Raw genomic sequence first — 23,964 nt, 5'->3', positions numbered from 1 at the left:
ACACCAGCATGAGCGCCGACGGGAACTCGTCGCCGACCCGACGTCGGATCATCAAGGCGGGCGTGGTGGCCGGTGTGGGCGTCGGTGCGGCGACCGTCGTCTCCACCCCGGCAAACGCCGCCATGGGCGAAGCGGTGCGGATCGGGCAGGTCAATGATGCCGGCACCGCGGAGACCCTGCTCGTCGGCGGGTCCTCGGCCAACCCGGCCCTGGCGCTCACCCAGGCCGGGGGTAACCCGCCGCTGGTGCTCACGCCGACCCCGGAGGCCGCGATTCCGACCGACCTGCCCACCGGGTCGCTCGCGCTCACGCCGGCCGGCGACCTGGTGATCGGTGGCAAGGGTGGGACGAAGGCCTACGTCAACACGTCGCGCTGGGCCAACAGTACGGTGGCGGTTGCCCCGATGCGGATCCTCGACACCCGCTCGTTGATCAGCTACACCCACAACATCGTGAGCCCCACGTCGGTGGTGACGGCTGGCAAGCTCAACGCCGGCAAGACGATCCACCTCACCGTGCGTAATGTCCCGCCGGCGCTCGCCGAGCGGGCCACCGCCGCCTACGTCAACGTCACCGTGGCGGGCACGATCTCGTCTGGCGTGCTGATCACCCACAGCTCGTCGATCGCACGGCCGAAGACCTCGTCGGTGAACTGGTGGGGTCCGAACCAGATCCTGTCGAACCTGGTCGAGGTGCAGCTCGGCGCGTACAACGGCGAAGGGCTGAGCTTCGCGGTCTACGTCAACAGCAACGCTGCGGTGATCGTCGACGTGTCCGGGCTGATTCTCTCGGAGCCGGCCGGCTCCTGACCGGTCGCCGTCGGATGCGGGTTCGCTTACCGTCGCGGCGGCGACCGGCCACCGGCGGCCACCGGGCGGGGGCGGCATGGGATTCTTGGGTACGTGACCTCTCCCGCTGCGGTCCTGCGCCCGCTCACCATCGGCCCCCACCAGGTGTGGCCGCCTGTGGTGCTCGCCCCGATGGCCGGCATCACCAACGTCGGCTTCCGGCAGCTCTGCCGCGAGCAGGGCGGCGGCATCTACGTCTGCGAGATGATCACCACGGTTGCGCTGGTGCAGCGGAACCCGAAGACGCTGCGCATGATCGCCTTCGGCGTCGACGAGCGACCCCGCAGCCTCCAGCTTTACGGCACCGACCCGGAGATCACCGCCCAGGCGGTGCGGATCGTGGTGGAACGGGACCTCGCCGACCACATCGACCTGAACTTCGGCTGCCCGGTGCCCAAGGTGACCCGGCGGGGCGGCGGGTCGGCCCTGCCGTGGCGGCGGCGGCTGTTCGCCCGGCTGGTGCGGGCCGCGGTGGACGCCGCGTCACCCGCCGGGGTGCCGGTTACCGTGAAGATGCGCAAGGGCATCGACGACGACCACCTGACGTACGTCGAGGCGGGGCTGGCCGCTCAGGACGCCGGGGTGGCGGCGGTGGCCCTGCACGGGCGGACCGCCGCGCAGCGGTACTCCGGCACCGCCGACTGGGACGCCATCGCCACCCTCAAGCAGGCGCTCGACGTGCCGGTGCTCGGCAACGGCGACATCTGGGAGGCCGACGACGCGCTGCGGATGGTGGCCCACACCGGGGTGGACGGGGTGGTGGTCGGCCGGGGTTGCCTGGGTCGGCCGTGGCTCTTCGCCGACCTGCAGGCCGCGTTCGAGGGCCGGCCGGAGCGTCGGCTGCCGACCCTCGGCGAGGTGGCCGTGACCATGCGGCGGCACGCCGAACTGCTGGTGGACCAGTTCACCGCCGGCTCGCGTACCCCGGCCCGGGGCGAGCGGGACGGCTGCACCGACTTCCGCAAGCACGTCGCCTGGTATCTGAAGGGCTTCCCGGTCGGCAGCGAGCTGCGCCGGGAACTCGCCATGATCGAGAGCCTGGCCCAGCTCGACGACCTGCTCGGCAAGCTCGACGCGGGCGAACCGTTCCCGGTTGCCGCCCTCGGTCAGCCGCGCGGCCGGACGAACTCTCCCGGCAAGGTCTTCCTGCCCGAGGGCTGGCTGGACAGCCGGGACGACGACACCGTCCCCGAGGGCGCCGAGCTGGACGACTCGGGCGGCTGAGGCCCGGTCGCCGTCTGCCGGCCGGGAGCCGTCCGCCGTCCCGGGGTCGCCCGCCGGCTGGGGTCGTCCGCCGTCCGGCGGTGCCGACGGCGCAGGGCCGACCCCCGAGGGGGCGGCCCTGCGCATGACCGGTGGGACGGGTCAGGAGGCGTAGCCGCGGCTGGCGATCCAGTGGGCCAGCTCGCCGACGTCGACCCGGTAGGAGGCGGTGTCCGGGTTGGCGGAGTCCGCGATCGTCACGACCCGACCACCGTCGCGGTACCCGACGACGCTGATGTAGTGCCCGCCCTCGAAGGAGTGGGTGTTGCCGTCGGTGTCGGTGGCGGTGCCGGCGATGTTGGCGACCACGGCGCGGCCGTCGTCCACCGCCCGGACGATGTCGGCGCGCAGCCTGTCGATCCGCTTGCCGTCGACCTTGCCGGCCGGGATCTCGGTGCTGCGGTACGCGTCCTTGCGGCCGATCTCCTTGTTCAGGATCGGGGTGATGTCGTTGATGCTGTCGGTGCCGCTCTCGGTGGTGCCCATCTCCTTGGCCATGGCGTCCACGTCGATGTTCTTGCCCTGGACGCTCAGCGCGTTGCGGGTGGCGGCCGGGCCGCAGTAGTAGAAGTTGGGCTGCGCGGCGTAGTCGACCTTCAGCTCGCGCTCGCCGGCGGGCTTGCGGTCGGTCTGCACGACGGCGGCGGGCCGGGTGGTCTCGGCGGCCTGCGCGGCCAGCGCGGGGCCGGCGATGCCACCGGCGGTGACGGCCAGGCCGGCAGCGGTCAGCACGGTCCTACGCAGGATGTCGGTACGCATGATGGTGCTCCTCTGCATCTCGGGGGTGCCACGGCGCGTCCCGCAGGGGGTGCGGCGACGTGGTGGTGCCACTTCGGCAGGTGAAGAGGAAGATCGGACCGGCGATCGCGGGACGCCGGTCGGGGAGGCACAACCGGGTCGCCGGTTCAGGCATTCCACGGTCGTCGACCGGGTGGTGGGGGTGACGTGCGTCGCGGGTCACGTCCGGGAGCCGCGCCGGCCCGGGCGGACCGTGCCGGCCCGGGTGGCTCGGCTCTGCCGGCCGGGTGCCGGATGGCGCAACGCCGCCCTGCCGGACCGGACCGGACCGGGCCGGGCCGGGCTGGCGACCGGCCGGGGCGATCGCGGATACCAGGTGTAACGACCCCGGCCGGCCCACGATTCCGCCCCACGGGTGGCCCCCGTCACCCGCCGGTGGGCCGATCCGTCATCGCAACCCCGCTACCGACGACCCCCGTCGGCAACCCACCGCCCGGTCACTCAAAGTCACAATCCACCCTCCATGCCACGTACCCCTCCACACGCTTTGCTCTGCTGCCCTCTCCGCGACAGTCACTCCGTGTGCCCGGTGCGTATGGAGCAGCAGAGCAAAGCGTTCGCGGGAGGTATGTGGTGGGTGCCGGAAGGCGACGGGAATGCGCAGCTCAGGGTGGGTCGGGGTGAGTGGGGTGCAGATGGTCTCTGATCATGGTCCGGGGATGGTTACTCTGTGTGATTTGGGTGGCTGTTCGGGTCGGAAGGGACTGGCGGTGATCGGAGGTGGGGCGGCGGAGGGTCGGCGGGCGATCCTCCGGCAGGTCGGAGAATTCGTCGTGCCGGAAACGCCGATGCCCGAGATCTCTGCGCCGGAGCTTCCCGAGCAGGAGGTTCGCCGTGCCGGAGAGTCCGTTGGGCTGGGGTGCCGCTGTGCCGGGAGGTCGGGACGTTGAGCGGCGGGTTCGGGGTGACGTCTGGTCAAGGCGTGGCGGGTGTGGTGGTGTCCCGGCCCGGTGCGGGCTGGCCGGGGGTGGGATTCCGGTGCGTACCTGCGGCGTCGGGGAGATGCGGCCCGGCCGGCGCGGTCGGCCAGGGGATCTCCGGGGACGGGTGGAAGGCGATGCCGGCGGTGCGCCAGCGCTGGCCGTGGCCGGCCAGCCGCTCCCGGAAGCCGGTCCAGCTCCGGACCGACGGCGCGGACCACGCCACCTCGGCGAGGGCGGGCAGGCGCGGGAGGACCAGGAACTCGATCTCGGCCAGCGAGGTCACCGACTCCGTCCAGAGCGGGGCCTCCACGCCCAGCACCGCCTCGGCGGGTACCTCGGTCAGGTGGGTCGCCGGGTCCCAGTGGTACGCCCGGTGCACGTCGATCAGGCCGGCCCAGTCGTGCCCGATCGGGGTGTCCGGGGCGTACTTCATGTCCAGGTAGGCGTGGTTGCCGGGGGAGAGGATCACCCGGGCACCCCGGCGTACCGCCTCGGCCACCGTGGGCTCGTCGCCGTCGGTGCCCCACCACTGGAGCACCCGGCCGTCGACCTGCCCGGCGGGGGCGATCTGGTGCCAACCGACCACGGTGCGGCCCAGCCCGGCGACGATCCGTTGCGTCCGCTCCACGAAGCCGGTGTACGCCGCCCCCTTGACCTTGTACGCCTCGTCCCCGCCGATGTGCAGCCACGGACCGGGGGTCAGTGCGGCCACCTCGCCGAGCACGTCGGCGACGAAGTCGTACGTGCGTTCGTCGGCGGGGTCGAGGTGGCTGAAACCGACCTCGGTGCCGGTGTACGGCGGCGGCGCGACCTTGTCCGGGGCCAGCTCGGGGTACGCGACCAGGGCCGCGTTGGTGTGGCCGGGCAGGTCCACCTCGGGGACGACGGTGACGTGCCGCCGGGCGGCGTAGGCGACGATGCGCCGGTAGTCGGCGGCGGTGTACCAGCCCCCGTGGCCGCCGCCGACCGCGGTGCGCCCGCCGACGGTCGCCAGCCGGGGCCAGGAGTCGACGGCGATCCGCCAGCCCTGGTCGTCGGTGAGGTGCAGGTGCAAATGGTTGAGCTTGTAGCGGGCCAGGTGGTCGATCACCCGGCAGACGTCCTCGACGCCGAAGAAGTGCCGTGCCACGTCGAGCATCGCGCCCCGGTAGGGGAAGCGGGGCCGGTCGACGATCGTGCCGCCCGGCACCACCCAGCGCTGCGCCACCGGGGTCCGGCTCTCCACGGCCACCGGCAGCAGTTGCCGCAGCGTCTGCACGCCGTGGAACAGGCCGGTGGCGGTGCCGGCGGTGATCCGTACCGTGTCGGGGTCGACGTCGAGCCGGTAGCCCTCGGCGTCGCCGGACACCGTCGCTGCCGGGCCGTGCGGTGCGGCGGCGGAGAGGGTGAGCTGGAGCGGGCCCGGGGCGCCCGGCAGGTCGGCGACCGGGAGCGGGTAGCCGGTGGCCGGGCGGAGCAGTTCGGCGAGGTGCCCGGCGACCTCCCGGGCGCCCGCGTCGGCGCTGACCCGTACCGCCGCGTCGGCGGGGAGGACGAAGTCGGCGGCCGGCCGCGGCCGGACCGACGCGGGCGCCGGCACCACGTCACCCAGGCCGAGCGTCGGCGGGGTGAGCAGCCGCCCGGCGGCCTCTGCGGCGCTGCGCGCCAGCGTGCCCGCGGCCGGCGTGCCCGTGGGCGGGGCGGCCGGGGTCGGGTCGGCGTCGGGGCGCGGCGGCTGCCCGGGGACGGGGGCGACGCCGGAACGTGGGGTACGCGACACGGGGCGGCTCCGGGGGGTGTATTCGCGAGGGATATGGCAAAGGTCAGGTTTGACGCGACGGGTGATGTCAAGAGTACGAGGAGGAACCGGAATTGCGTGATCGTGCTCGTGGAAGCGTTCCCAGAAACCTGCGTGAACGCGGATAGTCGTGACGGCTGTGCCTATTGTCACCGAACGGTCCCAGCCCACCCGATGTTCGCTTAACCTTCGCCCACCGAACGCTGACCAGGCCGGATTGCCGGTGGTCGGCCCCGGGGTAAGTCAGAACTGAACCTTCGTTAAGTGTCAATTCCGGCGCGCGTGGGAGGCTTCTGGTGACAGCGCACGAGACGGACAAGTACGTCTACGACTTCGCCGAGGGCAACAAGGATCTCAAGGACCTGCTCGGTGGAAAGGGTGCCAATCTCGCCGAGATGACCAATCTCGGCCTGCCGGTGCCACCGGGTTTCACCATCACCACCGGGGCGTGCCAGGCGTACCTGGCGACCGGGCGGGAACCGGACGGGCTGGCCGGGCAGATCGAGGCCCACCTGGAGGCGCTGGAACGCGCGATGGGTCGACGCCTGGGCGATCCGCAGGACCCGCTGCTGGTCTCGGTACGCTCCGGCGCCCGGTTCTCGATGCCCGGCATGATGGAGACCGTCCTCAACGTCGGACTCAACGACCACAGCGTCGTAGGGCTCGCCCGCCAGGCGGGCGGCAGCGCGGATCCGACCGCCTCCGGCGGCAACGACAGGTTCGCCTGGGACTCCTACCGCCGGCTGATCCAGATGTTCGGCAAGACGGTCTGCGAGGTGCCGGGCGAGGAGTTCGAACACGCCCTCGACGAGGCCAAACGCGCCAAGGGCACCCACGACGACCTCGACCTCGACGCCGACGACCTGCGCGGGCTGGTCGAGACGTACAAGAAGATCTTCGCCAAGCACACCGGGCGGGAGTTCCCGCAGGAGCCGCGCGAACAGCTCGACCTGGCCATCCGGGCGGTCTTCGAGTCGTGGAACGCCGAGCGGGCGATCCTCTACCGCCGCCAGGAGCGCATCCCCGCCGACCTGGGCACCGCCGTCAACGTGGTGGCGATGGTCTTCGGCAACCTCGGCCCCGACTCGGGCACCGGCGTCGCCTTCACCCGCGACCCGGGCAGCGGCGCGCAGGGCATCTACGGCGACTACCTGGCCAACGCCCAGGGTGAGGACGTCGTCGCCGGCATCCGCAACACCGTGCCGTTGCAGGAACTGGAACGGCTCGACAAGACCTCCTACGACCAACTGCTCGCCATCATGGCCCGGCTGGAGGGGCACTACCAGGACCTCTGCGACATCGAGTTCACCATCGAGCGGGGCAAGCTCTGGATGCTCCAGACCCGGGTGGGCAAGCGCACCGCCGCCGCCGCGTTCGTCATCGCCGGTCAGCTCGTCGACGAGGGCCTGATCGACCTCGACGAGGCGCTGCACCGGGTCAACGGCGCGCAGCTCGCCCAGCTCATGTTCCCCCGCTTCCAGCTCGACCACGAGTTCGAGGCGGTCGCCCAGGGCATCGGGGCCTCCCCGGGGGCCGCCTCCGGCGCGGTGGTCTTCACCTCCGCCCGCGCGGTCGAGTTGGCCGCCGAGGGGAGGTCGGTGATCCTGGTCCGCCGGGAGACCAACCCCGACGACCTCAACGGCATGATCGCCGCCCAGGGCATCCTCACCTCGCGCGGCGGCAAGACCAGCCACGCCGCCGTGGTGGCCCGGGGAATGGGCAAGACCTGCGTCTCCGGGGCCGACGGGATCGAGGTCGACGTGCCGGCCAAGCGGTTCACCGTCGGCGGGCACACCGTCTCCGAAGGCGACGTCGTCTCCATCGACGGCACCACCGGCAAGGTCTACCTGGGCGAGGTGCCGGTCACGCCGTCCGAGGTGGTGCAGTACTTCGAGGGCGCCCTCGACCCGGAACGGACCGACGACGCGCTGGTCCGGGCCGTACACCGGATCATGACGCACGCCGACGCGCGGCGGCGGCTGGCCGTGCGGACGAACGCCGACACCGGGGCGGACGCGGCCCGCGCCCGGCGCTTCGGCGCCGAGGGCATCGGCCTGTGCCGCACCGAGCACATGTTCCTCGGCGACCGGCGGGAACTTGTCGAACGGCTGATCCTCGCCGCCACCGACGCCGAGCGCACCGACGCGCTCGCCGCACTGCTTCCCCTGCAGCGCCAGGACTTCGTGGAGATCCTCCGCGAGATGGCCGGGCTGCCCGTCACCGTCCGGCTGATCGACCCGCCGCTGCACGAGTTCCTGCCCCCGCTGGAACAGCTCGCGGTCAACGTCGCCGTCGCCCAGGAACGCGGCGAGGACGTCGCCAAGGAGGAGGCGCTGCTCGCCGCCGTCCGGCGGATGCACGAGGAGAACCCGATGCTCGGCCTGCGCGGCGTGCGCCTCGGCCTGGTCATCCCCGGCCTGTTCGCGATGCAGGTCCGGGCGATCGCCGAGGCCGCCGTCGCGGTCACCCGCGACGGCGGCACGGCCTGCCCGGAGATCATGGTCCCGCTGGTCGGCGCGGTCCAGGAGCTGGAGACGGTACGCGCCGAAGCCGAGAAGATCATCGCCGAGGTGGTCGGGGACAGCGGCGTCGAGGTGCTGATCGGCACCATGATCGAGGTACCCCGGGCGGCGCTGACCGCCGGCCAGATCGCCGAGGCGGCGCAGTTCTTCTCCTTCGGCACCAACGACCTCACCCAGATGGGCTGGGGCTTCTCCCGCGACGACGTCGAGGGCGCGTTCTTCTGGCGCTACCTCGAACTGGGCATCTTCGGCATCTCCCCGTTCGAGTCGATCGACCGCGACGGGGTCGGCCGGCTGGTCCGGATCGCCGCCGAGGAGGGCCGGGCCGCCTGCCCCGGGCTGAAGCTCGGCGTCTGCGGCGAACACGGCGGCGACCCCGACTCGGTGCACTTCTTCCACGAGGTCGGACTGGACTACGTCTCCTGCTCGCCGTTCCGGGTGCCGGTCGCCCGGCTGGAGGCCGGCCGGGCCGCCATTGAGACCACCGGCTCCGACAGCCGGTGACCGCCCGCGACGCCCACCGGCCCGCCGCCGGTGGGCGTCGACGCCCGGCCGGGCCGCAGGGGTCCCCGGTGCGCGCGCCTTCCGGCGCGGTGCGGCGTAACCTGGGCTCCCGCGACCATGGGGTACGACGTGAAGGGGAGGCCGGATGGTGGAACCGCCCGCCCGGCCACCCGGCGTCGACGGGAACCCGGCCGACGCGCAACGGTGGGTCGAGGAGACGCCCAAGGACACCGGCCACGGCCGGTCCCCGTACGAGCGGGACCGGGCCCGGGTGCTGCACTCGGCGGCGTTCCGCAGGCTCGCCGCGAAGACCCAGGTGCACGTGGCCGGCACCGACGACTTCCTGCGTACCCGGTTGACCCACTCGCTGGAGGTGGCCCAGATCGCCCGGGAGATGGGGGCCCGGCTCGGCTGCGACCCGGATCTGGTGGACACCGCCGGGCTGGCCCACGACCTCGGGCACCCGCCGTTCGGGCACAACGGCGAGGACACCCTCGACGGGCTCGCCGCCTCCTGCGGCGGCTTCGAGGGCAACGCGCAGACGCTGCGGGTGCTCACCCGGCTGGAGGCGAAGGTGCTCGCCCCGGACGGCAGCCCGGCCGGGCTCAACCTCACCCGGGCCGCCCTCGACGCGGTCAGCAAGTACCCGTGGCCCCGTCGCCCCGGGCTGCGCAAGTTCGGCGTGTACGGCGACGACCGCCCGGTCTTCGACTGGCTGCGCGCCGGCAGTCCCGCCCCCGCTGATCCCGACCCGTCCGGTGGTGCCCGCCGCTGCCTGGAGGCGCAGGTGATGGACTGGGCCGACGACGTGGCGTACTCGGTGCACGACGTCGAGGACGGCATCCACGGCGGCTACGTCTCGCTGCGTCCCCTCCTGCACGACCCGGACGAACGTGCCGCGCTCTGCGTCGACGTGGCCGCCGTCTACTCCGGGGAGTCCCCGGACGACCTCGGCGGGGTGCTCGTCGAGCTGCTCGCCGACCCGGCGCTCACCCCGCTGGCCGGGTACGACGGCAGCCACCGGGCACAGGTCGCCCTCAAGGCCACCACCAGTGTGCTCACCGGCCGGTTCGTGGCGACGGTGGTCGGGGCGACCCGGGACCGCTTCGGCTCCGGCCCGCACCGCCGTTACGCCGCCGACCTGGTCGTGCCGCGCCGGATCAGGGCGCAGTGTGCCCTGCTCAAGGGCATCGCCTGGCGGTACGTGATGTGCCGCCCGGAGGCCCGTGCCCGTTACGACCGTCAGCGGGAGGTGCTCACCGAACTGGTCACCGTGCTCGCCGACCGCGCCCCGGACGCCCTCGACCCGGTCTTCGCCCCCCTGTGGCGGCAGGCCGGGGACGACCCCGCCCGGCTGCGCGTCGTCATCGACCAGGTCGCCTCCCTCACCGACCCCGCCGCCCTGACCTGGCACACCCACCTCACCTGAACACCGGTCCCATCCCTCCGCCCGCCGGGTCTCGCCGCCCGCCCCGGCCGCCGGCCCCGGTGATCAAGAGGTTCGCGTCAAAGGATCAAGAGGTTTGCGTCAAAGTTGATCACTGGATTGACGCGAACCTCTTGGTCACCGGGTTGGTGGGGTGGGTGGGGGCGGGGTGGGCGGGGAGTTAGGGTAGCCTTAGTTCTATGGCGGAGCGCTCCAAGATGGTTACTGCGACGCGGGTGGTGCGGACCGGACGGCCCACCCCGCACCTGGTCCGGCTCGTTCTCGGTGGGGAGGAGTTGGCCGGGCTGCCGGTGGGGGAGTTCACCGACCACTACGTCAAGCTGGTCTTTCCGCCCGAGGGGGTGGACCTGCCGAGGCCGCTGGACCTGACGGCGGTCAAGCGGGAGCTGCCCCGGGAGCAGTGGCCCCGGCTGCGCGCGTACACGGTGCGGGCCTGGGACGCGGCGGCCGGCGAGCTGACCATCGACGTGGTGCACCACGGCGACGAGGGGTTGGCCGGCCCGTGGGCGGCCCGGCTGCGTCCCGGCGACGAGGTGCTGTTCGTCGGCCCCGGCGGGGCGTACGCGCCGGACCCGACGGCGGACTGGCACCTGCTGGTGGGCGACGAGAGCGCCCTGCCGGCGATCGGCGTGGCGCTGGAGCGGCTGCCCGAGGGCGCCCCGGCGGTCGTCCTGGTCGAGATCGCCGACCCGGCCGACGAGCAGTCGTTGCCCAGCCCCGGCGCGGTGGCGTTGACCTGGCTGCACCGGGCCGGCCGACCGGTCGGCGAGGCCCTGGTCGCGGCCGTGCGGGAGCTGGAGTTCCCACCCGGCCGGGTGCACGCCTTCGTGCACGGCGAGGCCACCTTCGTCAAGGAGCTGCGCCGGCTGCTGCGGGTCGAGCGGTCGGTGCCCCGGGAGGCGCTGTCGATCTCCGGCTACTGGCGGCAGGGCATGGACGACGAGGGCTGGCGCTCCACCAAGCCGGACTGGAACCGGCAGGTCGAGGCCGAGGAGGCCGCCGCCGTCGGCTGACCGGGCCCTGCCGTGCCGCGCGCCGCCACCATCGGCCGCGCCGACCCCGCCGTCGCGTCCGTTCCGTGGTCGGTGGCGGTGTGGGCCACACGGCGTCCCCCCGACGCCGGATCGTCGGTGCGGCAGGGCAGGATGTAGCCCTGAGGAGGTGGCGTCGGTGGCTGGGCGGATCAGGGACGAGGACATCGCGTTGGTCCGCGAGCGCACCTCCATCGCCGAGGTCATCTCGGACACGGTGACCCTGAAGTCGGCAGGTGGCGGCAACCTCAAGGGCCTGTGCCCGTTCCACGACGAGAAGAGCCCGTCGTTCAACGTCTCGCCGGCCCGCAACGTCTTCTACTGCTTCGGTTGCGGGGTCGGCGGCGACGCGATCAAGTTCCTGATGGACGCCGAGCATCTCAGCTTCGTCGAGTCCGTCGAGCGGCTCGCCGACCGCGCCGGCATCCAGCTGCGGTACGTCGAGAACGACCAGTCGGCCCCCCGGACCCGCCCTCAGCAGGGGCAGAAGCAGCGGCTGGTGGCCGCGCACACCGCCGCCGTGGAGTTCTACCAGGCGCAGCTCACCACGGCCGGCGCGCGTCCGGCGCGGGAGTTCCTGGCCCGGCGCGGTTTCGACCGGGCCGCCGCGCAGCGGTACGGCTGCGGCTTCGCCCCGGACGCCTGGGACCTGCTCACCAAGCACCTGCGCCAGCAGGGGTTCAGCCACGACGAGCTGGTCACCGGTGGGCTGTCCCGGCCGTCGCGCTCGGGCACCCTGATCGACAGGTTCCGCCGCCGGCTGATGTGGCCGATCCGGGACATCGCCGGTGACGTGATCGGCTTCGGCGCGCGGAAACTCTTCGACGAGGACGACGGCCCGAAGTACCTCAACACCCCCGAGACGCCGATCTACAAGAAGTCGCACGTCCTCTACGGCATCGACCAGGCCAAACGGGAGATCGCCAAGCAGGGCCGGGTGGTCGTCGTCGAGGGCTACACCGACGTGATGGCCTGCCACCTGGCCGGGGTGCCGACCGCCGTGGCGACCTGCGGCACCGCCTTCGGCACCGACCACATCGGCGTGCTGCGTCGGCTGCTGCTCGACACCGACGCGGTGGCCGGTGAGGTGATCTTCACGTTCGACGGGGACGCGGCCGGGCAGAAGGCCGCGCTGCGCGCCTTCGAGGACGACCAGCGCTTCGTCGGGCGTACCTTCATCGCGGTCAGCCCGGACAACATGGACCCGTGTGACCTGCGGTTGGCAAAGGGTGACCTGGCGATCCGTGACCTGGTGGCCCGCCGCGAGCCGCTCGTCGACTTCGCCCTGCGGCACGTCATCAACCGGTACGACCTGGACACGGTGGACGGCCGGGTGGAGGCGATGCGCCGGGCCGCCCCGCTGGTTGCCAAGATCAAGGACCTGGAGAAGCGTCCCGAGTACGTCCGCAAGCTCGCCGGTGACCTCGGCATGGAGATCGAGCCGGTGCAGCGGGCGGTGCTGGCCGCCGCCCATGCTCCCGGTGAGCGGGAGGCCCCCGCCCCGCCCCGGGGTCGGGCCCGGCCGGCCGGGCCCGCCGTGGACAGTCCGGAGTCGATGGTCGAGCGGGAGGCGTTGAAGCTCGCCCTCCAGGAGCCCGTCCTCGCCGGCCCGATGTTCGACGCGGTCGAGGCCGCCGAGTACCGGCACCCGGTGCACGTCGCGGTGCGTACCGCGATCGCGGCGGCGGGCGGGGTGGCCGTCGCGGCCGGTGGCGCGGTGTGGATCGAGGCGGTCCGGGACGCCTGCACCGACCTGGCCGCCCAGGCCCTGGTCGGCGAGCTGGCCGTGGAACCGCTGCGGCTCGACGGCGAGCCCGACCCGAGGTACGTCTCGATCACCATGGCGCGGTTGCAGTGGGGCTCGGTGACCGCCCGGATCAGGGACCTCAAGTCCAAGATCCAACGGATCAACCCGGTCACCCAGAAGGACGAGTACTTCGCCCTCTTCGGGGAACTGCTCTCGCTGGAGCAGCACGCGCGGGCCCTACGCGAGCAGGCCGCGGGAGGACTCTGATGGGACTGTTCGGCCGCAAACGCAGGGTGCCGTCCGCCGCCCGCCCGCCCCTGGCCGCCGGTGAGCGCGTCCTGGCCTGGGCCGCCACGGGCAACGGCGGCAGTAACGGCGCGCCGCCTACCAGCCGGGTGTCCGCCGCCGACGGTGCGCCGCCCACTGAGGGCGTGTCCGCCACTGACCGCGTGTCCGCCGTCGACGAGGGTTCCGTCGCTGACGGCACGTCCGTCGGTGCCGGGGCGTCGGCTGTCGCCGGGGCGTCGGCCGGCACCGGTGGTGGTGCTGCCGGTGACGGGGTGCTGGTGGCCACCAACCTCGGGCTCTGGCTGCCGGGCCGGGGGGAGCGGTTGGGCTGGCACGACATCCTCAAGGCCGTCTGGTCCGGGCGGGAGCTGACTGTCACCCCGGCCGCGACGGTTGCCGAGCGGGACGGCTACCTGGTGGTCGCCGACGGTCCCGCCGAGACGTACCTGCTGCTCGATCCGGGTGACCTGCCGCACCAGGTGCGGGCCCGGGTGACCCGCTCGGTGGCGTACACCCAGCAGCACCCGGTGCCCGGCGGCTCGGGGCGGATCGCGGCCCGGCGGGTGGCCGGGGCGGACGGTCTGACCTGGACGGTCCGCTACGACCCCGGCACCCCGGTCGACGCCGACGAGGTGTGCGCCGAAACCGACCGGCTCGTCGCCGCCGCCCGCGCCGCCACCGCCCCCGCCGACCTCTGAGCCCTCGGCCTGGTCGTGGAAGATTGCGGCCCTTCCGGGGGCCGTTCGCCACCAAGATCCCGCCACGTCAGGTCATGATCGACACAGTGGGGCCGATACAGCGGCATCAGGTCGCGGCGATACCGCTCTGTCGCCGACGTTGCGATCGATCTCCACCCAAGATGTCCGCGAACCGTGCGTCGCCGGTCGGCGGGCGAGGTGTGCCGGGGTGGTCGGGTTACCGGGACCGTGCCCAGGTGACGATGCGGTCGGTGAGGCCGGGTGGCGCGACGCCGTGCAGGCTGGCGAGGTCGTCCATGGCTTCGCCCAACAGGAGGCCCAGGTAGACCAGCAGGGCGGTGCGATCCTCGCGGTACTCGCCGAGCAGTGCCAGCCGGGCCGGGGAGCACGGCCAGGCCGCCCCGCACACCCGGCACCGCCAGGAGGGGCGGGCGGCCACGTGGGGACGGTATCGGGGCATCAGCGCCGACCCGCCCGCACGTTCCCACCCGGCCCGACCCGGTTGGAACGGACACCGCCCGACCTGCCCCGGCCGGGATCACCGCAGGTCGGGCGGCCGCGCCCCGACCCGCCGTGGCCCGGCTCGGGCCGACCCGGTCCGCCGGCACAGGGGCCGGGGTGCCCCGGGAATCCGCAGCGCGATCCGAGAAACTGTCGCATGGTCGAGCCTCCGTCGATGCTGGAGGGGAGCGCCCGCCGACGACACCGACGGACGCTCCCGGCCTGGTTCCGCCCACCGTCCGATCCCGGGAACGGTCCCGCTGGGTGACAGTCTGTTGATTGCGCCGCTACGGTGGGAGGTCCGCCGGGCCGACGACGCAGGCGTGGGCCGGTCGAGCCCGAGCGGTCCGACAATGTACGGAGGCTGTCTGGTGGAACGCTCGTCCATGCTGGACCACTTCGCGGAGGAACTGCGGCTCACCCGGACTGCCCACGGCATGTCCCAGGCGGCGCTGGCCGAGGCGCTGAGCTATTCGGGTGCCCTGGTCGCCAAGGTGGAGACCTGCGAACGTCGGCCCAGCCTGGACTTCGCCCGCCGCTGCGACACGGTGTTCACCACCGACGGCCGTTTCGAACGAATCCAACGCCGGATCAGCCGGGAAACCGTGGTGCCGTGGGCGCGGGACTGGGCCGGCATCGAGTACGAGGCGACCGCGCTGCGTTGGTTCGAACCGATCTGCGTGCCGGGCCTGTTGCAGACCGAGGCTTATGCCCATGCGCTGCTGTCCGGCGGTGGGCTGTTCGCACCTGACGAGATCGAGCAGCAGGTGACGGCTCGGCTGGATCGTCAGGCCGTCCTCTCCCGCGACCGGCCACCGCTGCTCACTGCAGTCATTGACGAGTATGTGCTGCGTCGCCGCATTGGAGAATCGGAGGTCATGCGTGAGCAACTGCATCACCTGGTGAAGCTTGGCTCGGCGCTTCCCCGGGTCCGCATCCAGGTCGTCCCGCAAACTGCCGGCGCGTACCCTGGCATCAACGGCCCCTTCGTGATCGCCACCTCTCCGCAGGGGGAGGATGTCGTCTACCAGGAAGGTCAGCTCCACGGGCAGGTAGTCGACCGTTCCGACTTTCTGCGGCAGATGGTCGAGGTGTGGGAGTCGATCCGGGGCGAGGCACTGTCGCAGCAGCAGTCTCTTGAGTTGATGGCGGAAATGGCGGAGACATGGAACTGAGTGGTGCCCGGTGGCGCAAGAGCAGCCGCAGCAACGGGCAGGGTGGGGCCTGCGTCGAGGTGGCCGACAACCTGTCCGGCGTGGTGGCCGTGCGTGATTCCAAGGATCCGGGTGGACCGGTGCTGGCCTTTGGCCCCGACACGTGGCGGGATTTTGTGGCGGGAGTCGTGAGGCACCATGGCAACGGCACCACCTCGAACTGACAGAGCGCGGCGGAAACATGGATCTGAACGGTGCCCGGTGGCGCAAGAGCACCCGTAGCAATGGCGGCGGTGGTGCCTGCGTCGAGGTGGCCGACGACCTTTCCGGCGTGGTGATGGTGCGGGATTCCAAGGACCCGGGTGGGCCGGTGCCGGCCTTCGACCCGTACGCTTGGCGGGCATTCGTCGCCGGAACGGCAAGGAAGGCTTAGCGGGACTGCGGGAAACGGCGGCCGGACATCAGGTCGATGCAGGCACGCCCGGCGGCGGGGGAGTGCCCGTCGTCACCTCTGCCGGCGGCCGGGGGTTAGGCGACGGCTGTGGCGGGGCATGTCGGAGGGCGACATCCGCAGATCCCCGAGGAGGGGCGATGGCCTCCGACGAGACCCACGCCGATCGCGACGACGCGGCCACCGTGACCGCAGCCCGGCACGACCGGGACCGGTCGGGTGACCGGCGGTCCGCTGACCGCCCGTCCGGTGAGCCCGTGTCCGGCGGGCCGGTGTCAGGTGACCGGCGGCGCGGCGGCCGGCGGGAGGCCGACATGGGCACCCGGCCTGTCGGTCCCGACGACGGCCCGGACAGCCCGACCGACCTGCACCGGGCGGACTGGAGGGCGGCGCTCAAGCGCACCGGTCGGGAGTTCCAGGAGGACAGCCTGACCGACTGGGCCGCCGCGCTGACCTACTACGGGGTGCTGTCGATCTTCCCCGGGATGCTGGTGCTGATCTCGATCCTCGGGCTGCTCGGCGAGCGGGCCACGAGCGGGGTCCGGGACACGGTCGGGCAGGTGGTGCCGGAGGAGAACATCCGCACCATCATCGAGACCGCGATCGACCAGGCCGGCCAGTCGGGTGGGCTGGCCAGCGTCGCCGCCGTCATCGGTCTGGTCGCGGCGTTCTGGTCGGCCTCCGGCTACGTGGGCGCGTTCATGCGGGCCTCGAACAGCATCTACGACGTGCCGGAGGGGCGGCCGGTCTGGAAGACGCTGCCCATCCGGCTCGGGGTGACCGCCCTGGTGGGGGTGCTGCTGCTCGCCGCCGCGGTGATCGTGGTCTTTACCGGTGGCCTCGCCGAGCAGGCCGGCAGCGCCATCGGGCTGGGCTCGACGGCGGTGACGGTGTGGAACATCGCCAAGTGGCCGGTGCTGCTGGTGCTGGTCAGCCTGATGTTCGCGATCCTCTACTGGGCGTCGCCGAACGCCAGGCACGGCGGGTTCCGCTGGGTCAGCCCGGGTGGCGTGCTGGCGGTGCTGCTCTGGCTGCTGGTCTCGGGCCTCTTCGCGCTGTACGTCAGCAACTTCGGGTCCTACAACAAGACCTACGGGGCGCTGGCCGGCGTGATCATCTTCCTGGTCTGGCTCTGGCTGAGCAACATCGCGATCCTGCTCGGTGCGGAGTTCGACGCCGAGTTGGAGCGGGGCCGGGCGATCTCCGCCGGCCACGACCCGGACGAGGAGCCGTACGTCGAACTGCGTGACGACCGCAAGCTGCGCAAGAAGCGCAACGCCGCCCCCGGCCGCTGACCCGCCTCACACGGGCCACCCCTCGGGAGGCCCGTCGGACCTGCCGACCCCGCCCTGCCGCGTCGACCGTGGCGGGGCGGGGTCTTGTCATGTCCGGGTGCGATCCGGTAATGCTTCCCCCGCCCGCTCCGGACCTGACGGGCGGCGGCTCCCCGGCGTCGGTAGCAGGTCGTTGCGGAGATTTCTCGGTCTGTCAACCTTTTCTTGATCGACTAGTAGCTTTTGTTCGTTCGGACGAAAGTTGTCGGAGGAACGACCGAAGCTATGGACACGTGCCACGGAAGTCTCCTACTGTGTCGACCACAACACAACGGCGTGACGTCAATGTGAACCCTGAGGCGGAGGTGAGTCCCGTGCGGACGGCAGATTCCCTGCACGTGCAGCTGTTACGGCTGCTCCGTGACGAGGGGCCAGCGTCCCGGGCCGAGCTGGGCGACCGGTTGCAGATGCCCCGGCCCCGGCTCCTCGCCGAGTTGGAACGGCTGGTCGGGTTGGGTCTGGTGGCCGAGGCCGGACTGGCCGCCTCCCGGGGCGGACGCCGGTCGACACTCGTCGAGTTGAACCCCCACCTGCGGTTCGCCGGCATCGACATGGGTGCCAGTTCGATCGACGTCGAGGTGGTCAACGGGCGGCTCGAACCGATCGCCGCGTACGCCGAGCCGGCCGACATCCGTTCCGGCCCGAAGGCCATCCTGCACCGGGTCAACGACCTGCTGCACAAGGCCCGGGTGGACGGGGCGTACGAGCGGCTCAACGGCGTCGGCATCGGCCTGCCCGGCCCGGTCAGCTTCCGCGACGGGGTGCCGGTCTCGCCACCGATCATGCCGGGCTGGGACCGCTACCCGGTACGCGAGCTGATCAGCCGGGAGCACGGGTGCCCGGCGGTGGTCGACAACGACGTGAACATCATGGCGATCGGCGAGCGGCACGGCGGGGTGGCCCACTCGGTCGACGACTTCCTCTTCGTCAAGATCGGCACCGGAATAGGGTGTGGGATCTACCTCAGCGGCGAGGTCTACCGGGGCACCGACGGCTGCGCCGGCGACATCGGGCACATTCAGGCCGAGGCCGGCGGACCGGCCTGCACCTGCGGAAACGCCGGTTGCCTGGAGGCCGTGTTCAGTGGGGCGGCACTGGCCCGCGAGGCCGCCGTCGCGGCGCGTACCGGTACCTCGCCGGCGCTGGCCGAGCGGCTCGCCGCCCGGGGCGCGGTCTCCGCCCGCGACGTCGCCGAGGCGGCGATCGAGGGCGACGTCACCTGCATCCAGCTCATCCGCGACGGGGGTCGCCGGGTCGGGCAGGTGCTGGCCGGGCTGGTCAGCTTCACCAACCCGTCGATGATCGTCATCGGTGGCGGGCTGGCCCACCTCGGGCACATCCTGCTCGCCGAGATCCGCAGCGTGGTCTACCGCCGTTCGCTGCCGCTGGCCACCGGCAACCTGCCGGTCGTCCTGTCCGAGCTGGGACCGCGCGCCGGAGTGGCCGGCGCGGCCGTCCTCGCCAGCGACGTCGCCTTCGGGGAGGCATCGTGAGCAAGGAACCGACCTCCCCCACCGGGGACAATGCCCCGCTGGTCGAGGCGCCCGCCGACACCGTCGCCGGTGAGGTGGTGCTCCGGCTGACCGACGTGGTCAAGACCTTCCCCGGCGTCCGCGCCCTCGACGGCGTGCAGCTGGAGGTACGGGCCGGTGAGGTGCACTGCCTGCTCGGGCAGAACGGCGCCGGCAAGTCCACCCTGATCAAGGTGCTCGCCGGGGTGCACCGCCCCGACTCCGGGCAGGTGGAATGGCGCGGCGAACCGGCGCACTTCGCCAACCCGCAGGCCGCCATGCGCGCCGGCATCGCCACCATCTACCAGGAACTCGATCTGGTCGAGGACCTGTCGGTCGCCGAGAACGCCTTCCTCGGTCACGAGCCGAAGGTCGCCGGTTTCGTCAGGCGCGGGCTGATGGCCCGGCGTACCCGGGAGATCCTGAGCCGGCTCGGCCACGGCGAGATCCCGCCCGGCCGGATGGTGCGCGCGCTGCCGGCCGCCGGCAAGCAGGTGGTCAGCATGGCCCGGGCGCTGTCCCACGAGGCCCGGTTGATCATCATGGACGAGCCGAGCGCGGTGCTGGCGCACGACGAGGTGGACAACCTCTTCCGGATCATCCGGGAACTCACCGCCCAGGGCATCGCGGTCATCTACATCTCGCACCGGATGGAGGAGATCCGCGAGATCGGCGACCGGGTCACCGTACTCAAGGACGGCCGGACCACCGCGGCGAACCTGCCGGCCCGCGACACCCCGACCCGCGACCTGGTCGCCCGGATGACCGGCCGGACCATCGAGTACGTCTTCCCGGACCGCCCGACCGCGCCGGCCACCGGCGACGAGCTGCTGCGGGTCGACGGGCTGAGCCGGACCGGCGAGTTCGCCGACGTCTCGCTCAGCGTCCGCCCCGGTGAGATCGTCGGCATCGCCGGGCTGGTCGGCTCCGGCCGCTCGGAACTGCTGGAGACGATCTACGGGGCCCGACGTGCCGAGTCCGGCACCATCCGGATGGGCGGTCGGACCCTGCGGCCGGGCAGCGTCGGCGCGGCGGTCCGGGCCGGCATGGGCATGGCCCCCGAGGAACGCAAGAGCCAGGCGTTGCTGCTCGGCGAGCCGATCCACCGCAACGTCACCCTGGCGACCTTCACCCGGTACGCCCGCCTCGGCTTCACCAACGCCGGGCGGGAGCGGGCCGAGGCGGAGCGGATCGCCGACGACCTCCAGCTCCGGCCCAACGACGTGCGCCGGGCGGTACGCACCCTCTCCGGCGGCAACCAGCAGAAGGTGGTGGTCGGACGCTGGCTGCTCGGCGACACCCGGTTGCTGCTGCTCGACGAGCCGACCCGGGGGGTGGACGTGGGGGCCCGTGCCGAGCTGTACCGGGTGATCCGCGGCCTGGCCGCCCAGGGGGTCGGCGTGCTGCTGGTCTCCAGCGAGGTGCCCGAGGTGCTCGGCCTGGCCGATCGGGTGCTGGTGATGCGGGAGGGCCGGATGGTGCGCGAGGCGCCCGCCGGCGAACTGGACGAGAACACCGTGCTCGACCTCGTCATGGCGGGGTCTCTGATGGAAGGCGCGCCGGCATGAGCGAGCGCAGTGGACATAACGAGGTGACGGCATGAGTGAGTCGACCGGGACCGCGACGCCGGACCGGCCGGCGGACCTGCCGGCGCAGTCGCCGCCGGTGGACCCGGCCGTGACGGCGTCGCTCAAGGAGAAGCCGAGGACGGGCGGGTTGTCCTTCTGGAGCGGCGACGGGGGCGAGGGCGCGAAGCGTAACCTCGGCCTGATCGGCGTGCTGGTGGTGCTGATCGTGATCGGTGCCGCGACCCGCTGGGATCTCTACTCCAACCCGGACTGGGTGTGGGGCAACACGCTGACCATCCTCAAGCTCGCCTCGGTGGTCGGGGTGGTCACCGTCGGGATGACCTTCGTGATCATCGGCGGCGGCATCGACCTGTCGGTCGGCGCGATCGTCGCCCTCGCCGGGGTGTGGGCGACCACGGTCGCGACCCAGAGCTACGGCGCGGGCGGCATGATCTTCACGGCGATCGTGGTAGGCGTGGCGGTCGGCCTGGTCAACGGGATTCTCATCTCGTACGGGCGGTTGGTGGCGTTCATCGCCACGCTGGCCATGATGGTCGCCGCCCGGGGTCTGGCCGCCCAGATCTCCGGCAAGCAGACCCAGGTGTCGAGCAACTCCTTCATCAACGGCATCGCCAGCACCGAGGTGCTCGGCATCCCGCTGCTGGTCTACATCCTCGCCGCCGTGGTCGCCGCCGGGTGGGTGCTGCTCAACCGCACCACCTTCGGCCGGCGTACGGTCGCCGTCGGCGGCAACCCGGAGGCGGCCCGACTCGCCGGGATCAACGTCCGGCGGCACACCCTGCTGCTCTACGCGCTGTCCGGGCTGTGCTGCGGCATCGCCGCGATCATGCTGACCGCGCAGGCCAACTCCGCCCAGGCGGCCATGGCCAACCTCTACGAGCTGGACGCGATCGCCGCCGCCATCATCGGCGGCACGCTGCTCAGCGGTGGCCGGGGCACGATCATCGGTTCCCTGCTCGGGGTGCTGATCTTCTCCACCATCACCAACCTCTTCGCCATCAACGGCCTGTCCACCGAGGCCCAGAACATGGTCAAGGGCGGCATCATCGTCGGCGCCGTCCTGATCCAGCAGGTGCAGTTCCGCAGCGTCACCCAGTTCCTCAGCCGTAACAGGCTGACCACCCCCGCCTGACCCCGGACGCGTCGCCCCACCGGGCGCGTCCCGACCCTCCGCATCACCGCATTCCGGCGGCCACCGACGGTGGCCGGGATCAGCACAACCTTTTTCACCCCCACCATCAGTCATTTCCTGGAGGTCGTCATGACCCAGCCCCGTGACCTGTCCCGTCGCCGGTTGCTCTTCGGCGGCGCGGCGGTCGGCGCCGGTGTGCTCCTCGCCGGTTGCACCAGCAACGAGTCCACACCGACCGCGGCGCAGACCAAGGCGGCCGACAACGCCGCGGGCGGCAACGCCGCCCCCGGCAAGAAGGTCACCATCGGCTTCTCCGCCCCCGCCGCCGACCACGGCTGGATCGCCGCCATCACCAACAACGCCAAGGCGCAGGCCGGCGCGTACTCGGACGTGGACTTCAAGACCGTCGAGGCCGGCGCGGACGCGGCGGCCCAGCGGGCGGCGCTGTCCACCCTGGTCGCGCAGAAGCCGGACGTCATCGTGGTGCTGCCGCACGACGGCAAGGAGCTCAACGCGTTCGGCCTGGAGTCGATGAAGGCCGGCATCCCGGTGGTCAACCTGGACCGGGCGTTCCCCGACGCGTTGGCCTACCGGCTGCAGATCATGGGCGACAACTACGGCATGGGCGTGGCCGCCGCGAACTTCATCGTGGCGCAGCTCAAGGCCAAGGGCGTCAGCAACCCGGTCATCGGTGAGATCCCCGGCATCGACTCGCTGGAGCTGACCCAGCAGCGGTCCAAGGGCTTCGCCGACACCCTGGCCACGGCCGGGTTCAAGGTGGCCAACCGGCGGCCGGCGGAGTTCACCGCCGACTCCGGCCAGCAGGCGGCCACCGGCCTGTTCCAGGCCCTGCCGAAGATCGACGCGGTCTGGAACCACGACGACGACCAGGGCATCGGTGTCCTGGCCGCGGTCAACCAGGCCAACCGCAAGGAGTTCTTCATGGTCGGCGGCGCCGGCTCGAAGAAGGCCATGGAGGACATCCAGGCCGACAACACGGTGCTCAAGGCGACCGTGACCTACAGCCCGTCGATGGCCTCCTCGGCCATCTCCCTGGCCCGCCTCATCGCCCAGGGCAAGGGCATGTCCGACCTGGTGGAACTCCAGGTGCCCAAGGAGATCGTGCTCGCCTCGGAGACGATCACCAAGGAGAACGCGAGCAACTACCTCAAGCTCGGGTTCTGATACACGGGGGGAGACCCACCTTGTCCACTCACGACAGCGAACTCCGGATCGGCATGATCGGGTACTCGTTCATGGGCGCCGCGCACTCACAGGCGTGGCGCACCGTGAACCGGGTGTACGACCTGCCCGCCCGGGTTCGGATGGCGAAGATCTGCGGCCGGGACGCCGCGAAGGTCGCCGAGGCAGCCGACCGGCTGGGCTGGGACGCGCACACCACCGACTGGCGTGCCCTGGTCAACTCGGACGACATCGACGTGGTCGACATCTGCACACCTGGTGACAGCCACGCCGAGATCGCCCTCGCCGCGCTCGCCGCCGGCAAGCACGTGATCTGCGAGAAACCGCTGGCCAACACGGTGGACGAGGCGCGGGCGATGACCGCCGCCGCGGCCACCGCGGCAGCCGCCGGGGTCCGGTCCATGTGCGGGTTCAACTACCGCCGGGTGCCCGCCGTCGCCCTGATGCGACAGCTCGTCGCCGAAGGACGGCTCGGGACGATCCGGCACGTCCGCGCGACGTACCTCCAGGACTGGATCGTCGATCCGCAGTTCCCCCTGGTCTGGAGGCTGGAGAAGGACAAGGCGGGCTCCGGTGCCCTCGGTGACATCGGGGCGCACATCATCGACCTGACCCAGTACGTGACCGGGCAACGGATCACCGGGGTCAGCGCCGTGACCGAGACGTTCGTCAAGGAGCGTCCGCTGCCGGGCGCGTCCAGTGGCCTGGCCGCCGAGGTCGACGGCGACGCCACGGCGACCGGCACGGTCACCGTCGACGACGCCGCGATCTTCGTGGCCCGGCTGGACGACGGGGCACTGGCCACGTACGAGGCGACCCGCTTCGCCACCGGCCGCAAGAACGCCCTCCGGGTGGAGATCAACGGTTCGCTCGGTTCGGTGGTGTTCGATCTGGAGCGCCTCAACGAACTGGAGTTCTACGACGCCACCCGGCCGACGGCCGAGCAGGGGTTCGCCCGCATCCTGGTCACCGAGGCCGAGCACCCGTACATGGCGGCGTGGTGGCCGCCGGGTCACATCATCGGCTACGAGCACTCCTTCACGCACGAGATGCGCGACTTCGTCGAGGCGGTCGCCGCCGGCGTCGACCCGACCCCGTCGTTCGCCGACGCGTTGCAGGTCCAGCTCGTGCTGGATGCGGTGACCCGCTCGGCGGAACTCGGTTCCCAGTGGACCGACGTCGAGCCGGCCCTGGCCGCGCTCGGCGTCTGACCAGCCACCTCCGCCGCCGACCGGCGAGGGAC

At 72.0% G+C, this 23,964-nt stretch carries 19 protein-coding genes; 16 read left to right on the top strand and 3 right to left on the bottom strand.

What is annotated here, in order from left to right:
- Positions 1 to 8: 8 nt before the first annotated feature.
- Positions 9 to 809, top strand: coding sequence for a hypothetical protein (locus Q2K16_RS12825; RefSeq protein ID WP_302745626.1), 801 nt, complete (start codon positions 9 to 11; stop codon positions 807 to 809).
- A 93-nt stretch (positions 810 to 902) separates the two neighbouring features.
- Positions 903 to 2,072 carry a tRNA dihydrouridine synthase DusB gene (gene dusB / locus Q2K16_RS12820; RefSeq protein ID WP_302745624.1) on the top strand — a complete coding sequence of 390 codons (1,170 nt, stop codon included), beginning with the start codon at positions 903 to 905 and terminating at the stop codon, positions 2,070 to 2,072.
- A gap of 141 nt (positions 2,073 to 2,213) precedes the next feature.
- Here the strand turns inward: dusB and Q2K16_RS12815 are convergent, their stop codons facing one another.
- Positions 2,214 to 2,870, bottom strand: a complete 657-nt coding sequence (locus Q2K16_RS12815) for a C39 family peptidase (RefSeq protein WP_302745623.1) — start codon at positions 2,868 to 2,870, stop codon at positions 2,214 to 2,216.
- 954 nt (positions 2,871 to 3,824) lie between these two features.
- Positions 3,825 to 5,624, bottom strand: coding sequence for a beta-N-acetylhexosaminidase (locus Q2K16_RS12810; protein WP_489671916.1), 1,800 nt, complete (start codon positions 5,622 to 5,624; stop codon positions 3,825 to 3,827).
- 281 nt (positions 5,625 to 5,905) lie between these two features.
- On the opposite strand from Q2K16_RS12810, the gene ppdK reads away from it, so the two are divergent.
- The 5 genes from ppdK (at position 5,906) to Q2K16_RS12785 (ending at position 13,846) form a co-directional block, all read left to right on the top strand.
- Positions 5,906 to 8,635: a pyruvate, phosphate dikinase gene (gene ppdK / locus Q2K16_RS12805; protein ID WP_302745621.1), complete on the top strand. Its 2,730-nt coding sequence runs from the start codon at positions 5,906 to 5,908 to the stop codon at positions 8,633 to 8,635.
- A 145-nt stretch (positions 8,636 to 8,780) separates the two neighbouring features.
- Positions 8,781 to 10,064, top strand: a complete 1,284-nt coding sequence (locus tag Q2K16_RS12800) for a deoxyguanosinetriphosphate triphosphohydrolase (RefSeq protein ID WP_302745619.1) — start codon at positions 8,781 to 8,783, stop codon at positions 10,062 to 10,064.
- A 197-nt stretch (positions 10,065 to 10,261) separates the two neighbouring features.
- Positions 10,262 to 11,095, top strand: a complete 834-nt coding sequence (locus Q2K16_RS12795; protein WP_302745618.1) for a siderophore-interacting protein — start codon at positions 10,262 to 10,264, stop codon at positions 11,093 to 11,095.
- A 148-nt stretch (positions 11,096 to 11,243) separates the two neighbouring features.
- The gene (gene dnaG, locus Q2K16_RS12790) at positions 11,244 to 13,127 is read left to right on the top strand and encodes a DNA primase (protein ID WP_302745617.1); all 1,884 of its coding nucleotides are present in this window, start codon (positions 11,244 to 11,246) and stop codon (positions 13,125 to 13,127) included.
- 182 nt (positions 13,128 to 13,309) lie between these two features.
- Positions 13,310 to 13,846, top strand: coding sequence for a hypothetical protein (locus Q2K16_RS12785; RefSeq protein WP_489671915.1), 537 nt, complete (start codon positions 13,310 to 13,312; stop codon positions 13,844 to 13,846).
- Between the two features lie 217 nt (positions 13,847 to 14,063).
- On the opposite strand, the gene Q2K16_RS12780 is transcribed toward Q2K16_RS12785, so the two are convergent.
- On the bottom strand, positions 14,064 to 14,285 hold the full coding sequence (locus Q2K16_RS12780) for a flavin reductase (RefSeq protein ID WP_302745616.1): 222 nt from the start codon (positions 14,283 to 14,285) through the stop codon (positions 14,064 to 14,066).
- Positions 14,286 to 14,718: 433 nt separating this feature from the next.
- Between Q2K16_RS12780 and Q2K16_RS12775 the strand changes: the two genes are divergently transcribed.
- The 9 genes from Q2K16_RS12775 to Q2K16_RS12735 all read left to right on the top strand — a co-directional run bounded on the left by Q2K16_RS12775 (position 14,719) and on the right by Q2K16_RS12735 (position 23,932).
- On the top strand, positions 14,719 to 15,522 hold the full coding sequence (locus tag Q2K16_RS12775) for a helix-turn-helix domain-containing protein (RefSeq protein WP_302745615.1): 804 nt from the start codon (positions 14,719 to 14,721) through the stop codon (positions 15,520 to 15,522).
- On the top strand, positions 15,513 to 15,725 hold the full coding sequence (locus tag Q2K16_RS12770) for a DUF397 domain-containing protein (RefSeq protein WP_302745613.1): 213 nt from the start codon (positions 15,513 to 15,515) through the stop codon (positions 15,723 to 15,725). Before Q2K16_RS12775 ends, Q2K16_RS12770 begins: the two co-directional genes overlap by 10 nt.
- A gap of 17 nt (positions 15,726 to 15,742) precedes the next feature.
- Complete coding sequence (locus tag Q2K16_RS12765) at positions 15,743 to 15,934, top strand: DUF397 domain-containing protein (RefSeq protein ID WP_302745612.1); 192 nt, start codon at positions 15,743 to 15,745, stop codon at positions 15,932 to 15,934.
- Positions 15,935 to 16,266: 332 nt separating this feature from the next.
- Positions 16,267 to 17,247, top strand: a complete 981-nt coding sequence (locus tag Q2K16_RS12760; RefSeq protein WP_302746458.1) for a YihY/virulence factor BrkB family protein — start codon at positions 16,267 to 16,269, stop codon at positions 17,245 to 17,247.
- A gap of 353 nt (positions 17,248 to 17,600) precedes the next feature.
- Complete coding sequence (locus tag Q2K16_RS12755) at positions 17,601 to 18,779, top strand: ROK family transcriptional regulator (RefSeq protein ID WP_302745611.1); 1,179 nt, start codon at positions 17,601 to 17,603, stop codon at positions 18,777 to 18,779.
- A 74-nt stretch (positions 18,780 to 18,853) separates the two neighbouring features.
- A complete protein-coding gene (locus tag Q2K16_RS12750) occupies positions 18,854 to 20,365 on the top strand; it encodes a sugar ABC transporter ATP-binding protein (protein WP_194821123.1) in 1,512 nt (503 codons plus the stop codon).
- A 31-nt stretch (positions 20,366 to 20,396) separates the two neighbouring features.
- The gene (locus Q2K16_RS12745) at positions 20,397 to 21,518 is read left to right on the top strand and encodes an ABC transporter permease (protein ID WP_302745610.1); all 1,122 of its coding nucleotides are present in this window, start codon (positions 20,397 to 20,399) and stop codon (positions 21,516 to 21,518) included.
- Between the two features lie 129 nt (positions 21,519 to 21,647).
- A complete protein-coding gene (locus Q2K16_RS12740) occupies positions 21,648 to 22,703 on the top strand; it encodes a substrate-binding domain-containing protein (RefSeq protein ID WP_302745608.1) in 1,056 nt (351 codons plus the stop codon).
- A gap of 20 nt (positions 22,704 to 22,723) precedes the next feature.
- Positions 22,724 to 23,932, top strand: a complete 1,209-nt coding sequence (locus tag Q2K16_RS12735; RefSeq protein WP_302745607.1) for a Gfo/Idh/MocA family protein — start codon at positions 22,724 to 22,726, stop codon at positions 23,930 to 23,932.
- Positions 23,933 to 23,964: the final 32 nt, after the last annotated feature.

This window comes from Micromonospora cynarisoli (assembly GCF_030518815.1).
GTDB lineage: Bacteria > Actinomycetota > Actinomycetes > Mycobacteriales > Micromonosporaceae > Micromonospora > Micromonospora wenchangensis.
Note: the sequence above shows the minus strand (reverse complement) of the source record. Positions and strands in the feature narration are given on the sequence as shown.

Excerpts from the sequence above, each read along its gene's own strand:
- Q2K16_RS12825 (WP_302745626.1), top strand. The coding sequence starts at position 9 with ATGAGCGCCGACGGGAACTCGTCGCCGACCCGACGTCGGATCATCAAG.
- Q2K16_RS12815 (WP_302745623.1), bottom strand. The coding sequence starts at position 2,870 with ATGCGTACCGACATCCTGCGTAGGACCGTGCTGACCGCTGCCGGCCTG.
- Q2K16_RS12800 (WP_302745619.1), top strand. The coding sequence starts at position 8,781 with ATGGTGGAACCGCCCGCCCGGCCACCCGGCGTCGACGGGAACCCGGCC.
- Q2K16_RS12795 (WP_302745618.1), top strand. The coding sequence starts at position 10,262 with ATGGCGGAGCGCTCCAAGATGGTTACTGCGACGCGGGTGGTGCGGACC.
- Q2K16_RS12770 (WP_302745613.1), top strand. The coding sequence starts at position 15,513 with ATGGAACTGAGTGGTGCCCGGTGGCGCAAGAGCAGCCGCAGCAACGGG.
- Q2K16_RS12765 (WP_302745612.1), top strand. The coding sequence starts at position 15,743 with ATGGATCTGAACGGTGCCCGGTGGCGCAAGAGCACCCGTAGCAATGGC.
- Q2K16_RS12760 (WP_302746458.1), top strand. The coding sequence starts at position 16,267 with ATGGGCACCCGGCCTGTCGGTCCCGACGACGGCCCGGACAGCCCGACC.
- Q2K16_RS12745 (WP_302745610.1), top strand. The coding sequence starts at position 20,397 with ATGAGTGAGTCGACCGGGACCGCGACGCCGGACCGGCCGGCGGACCTG.
- Q2K16_RS12740 (WP_302745608.1), top strand. The coding sequence starts at position 21,648 with ATGACCCAGCCCCGTGACCTGTCCCGTCGCCGGTTGCTCTTCGGCGGC.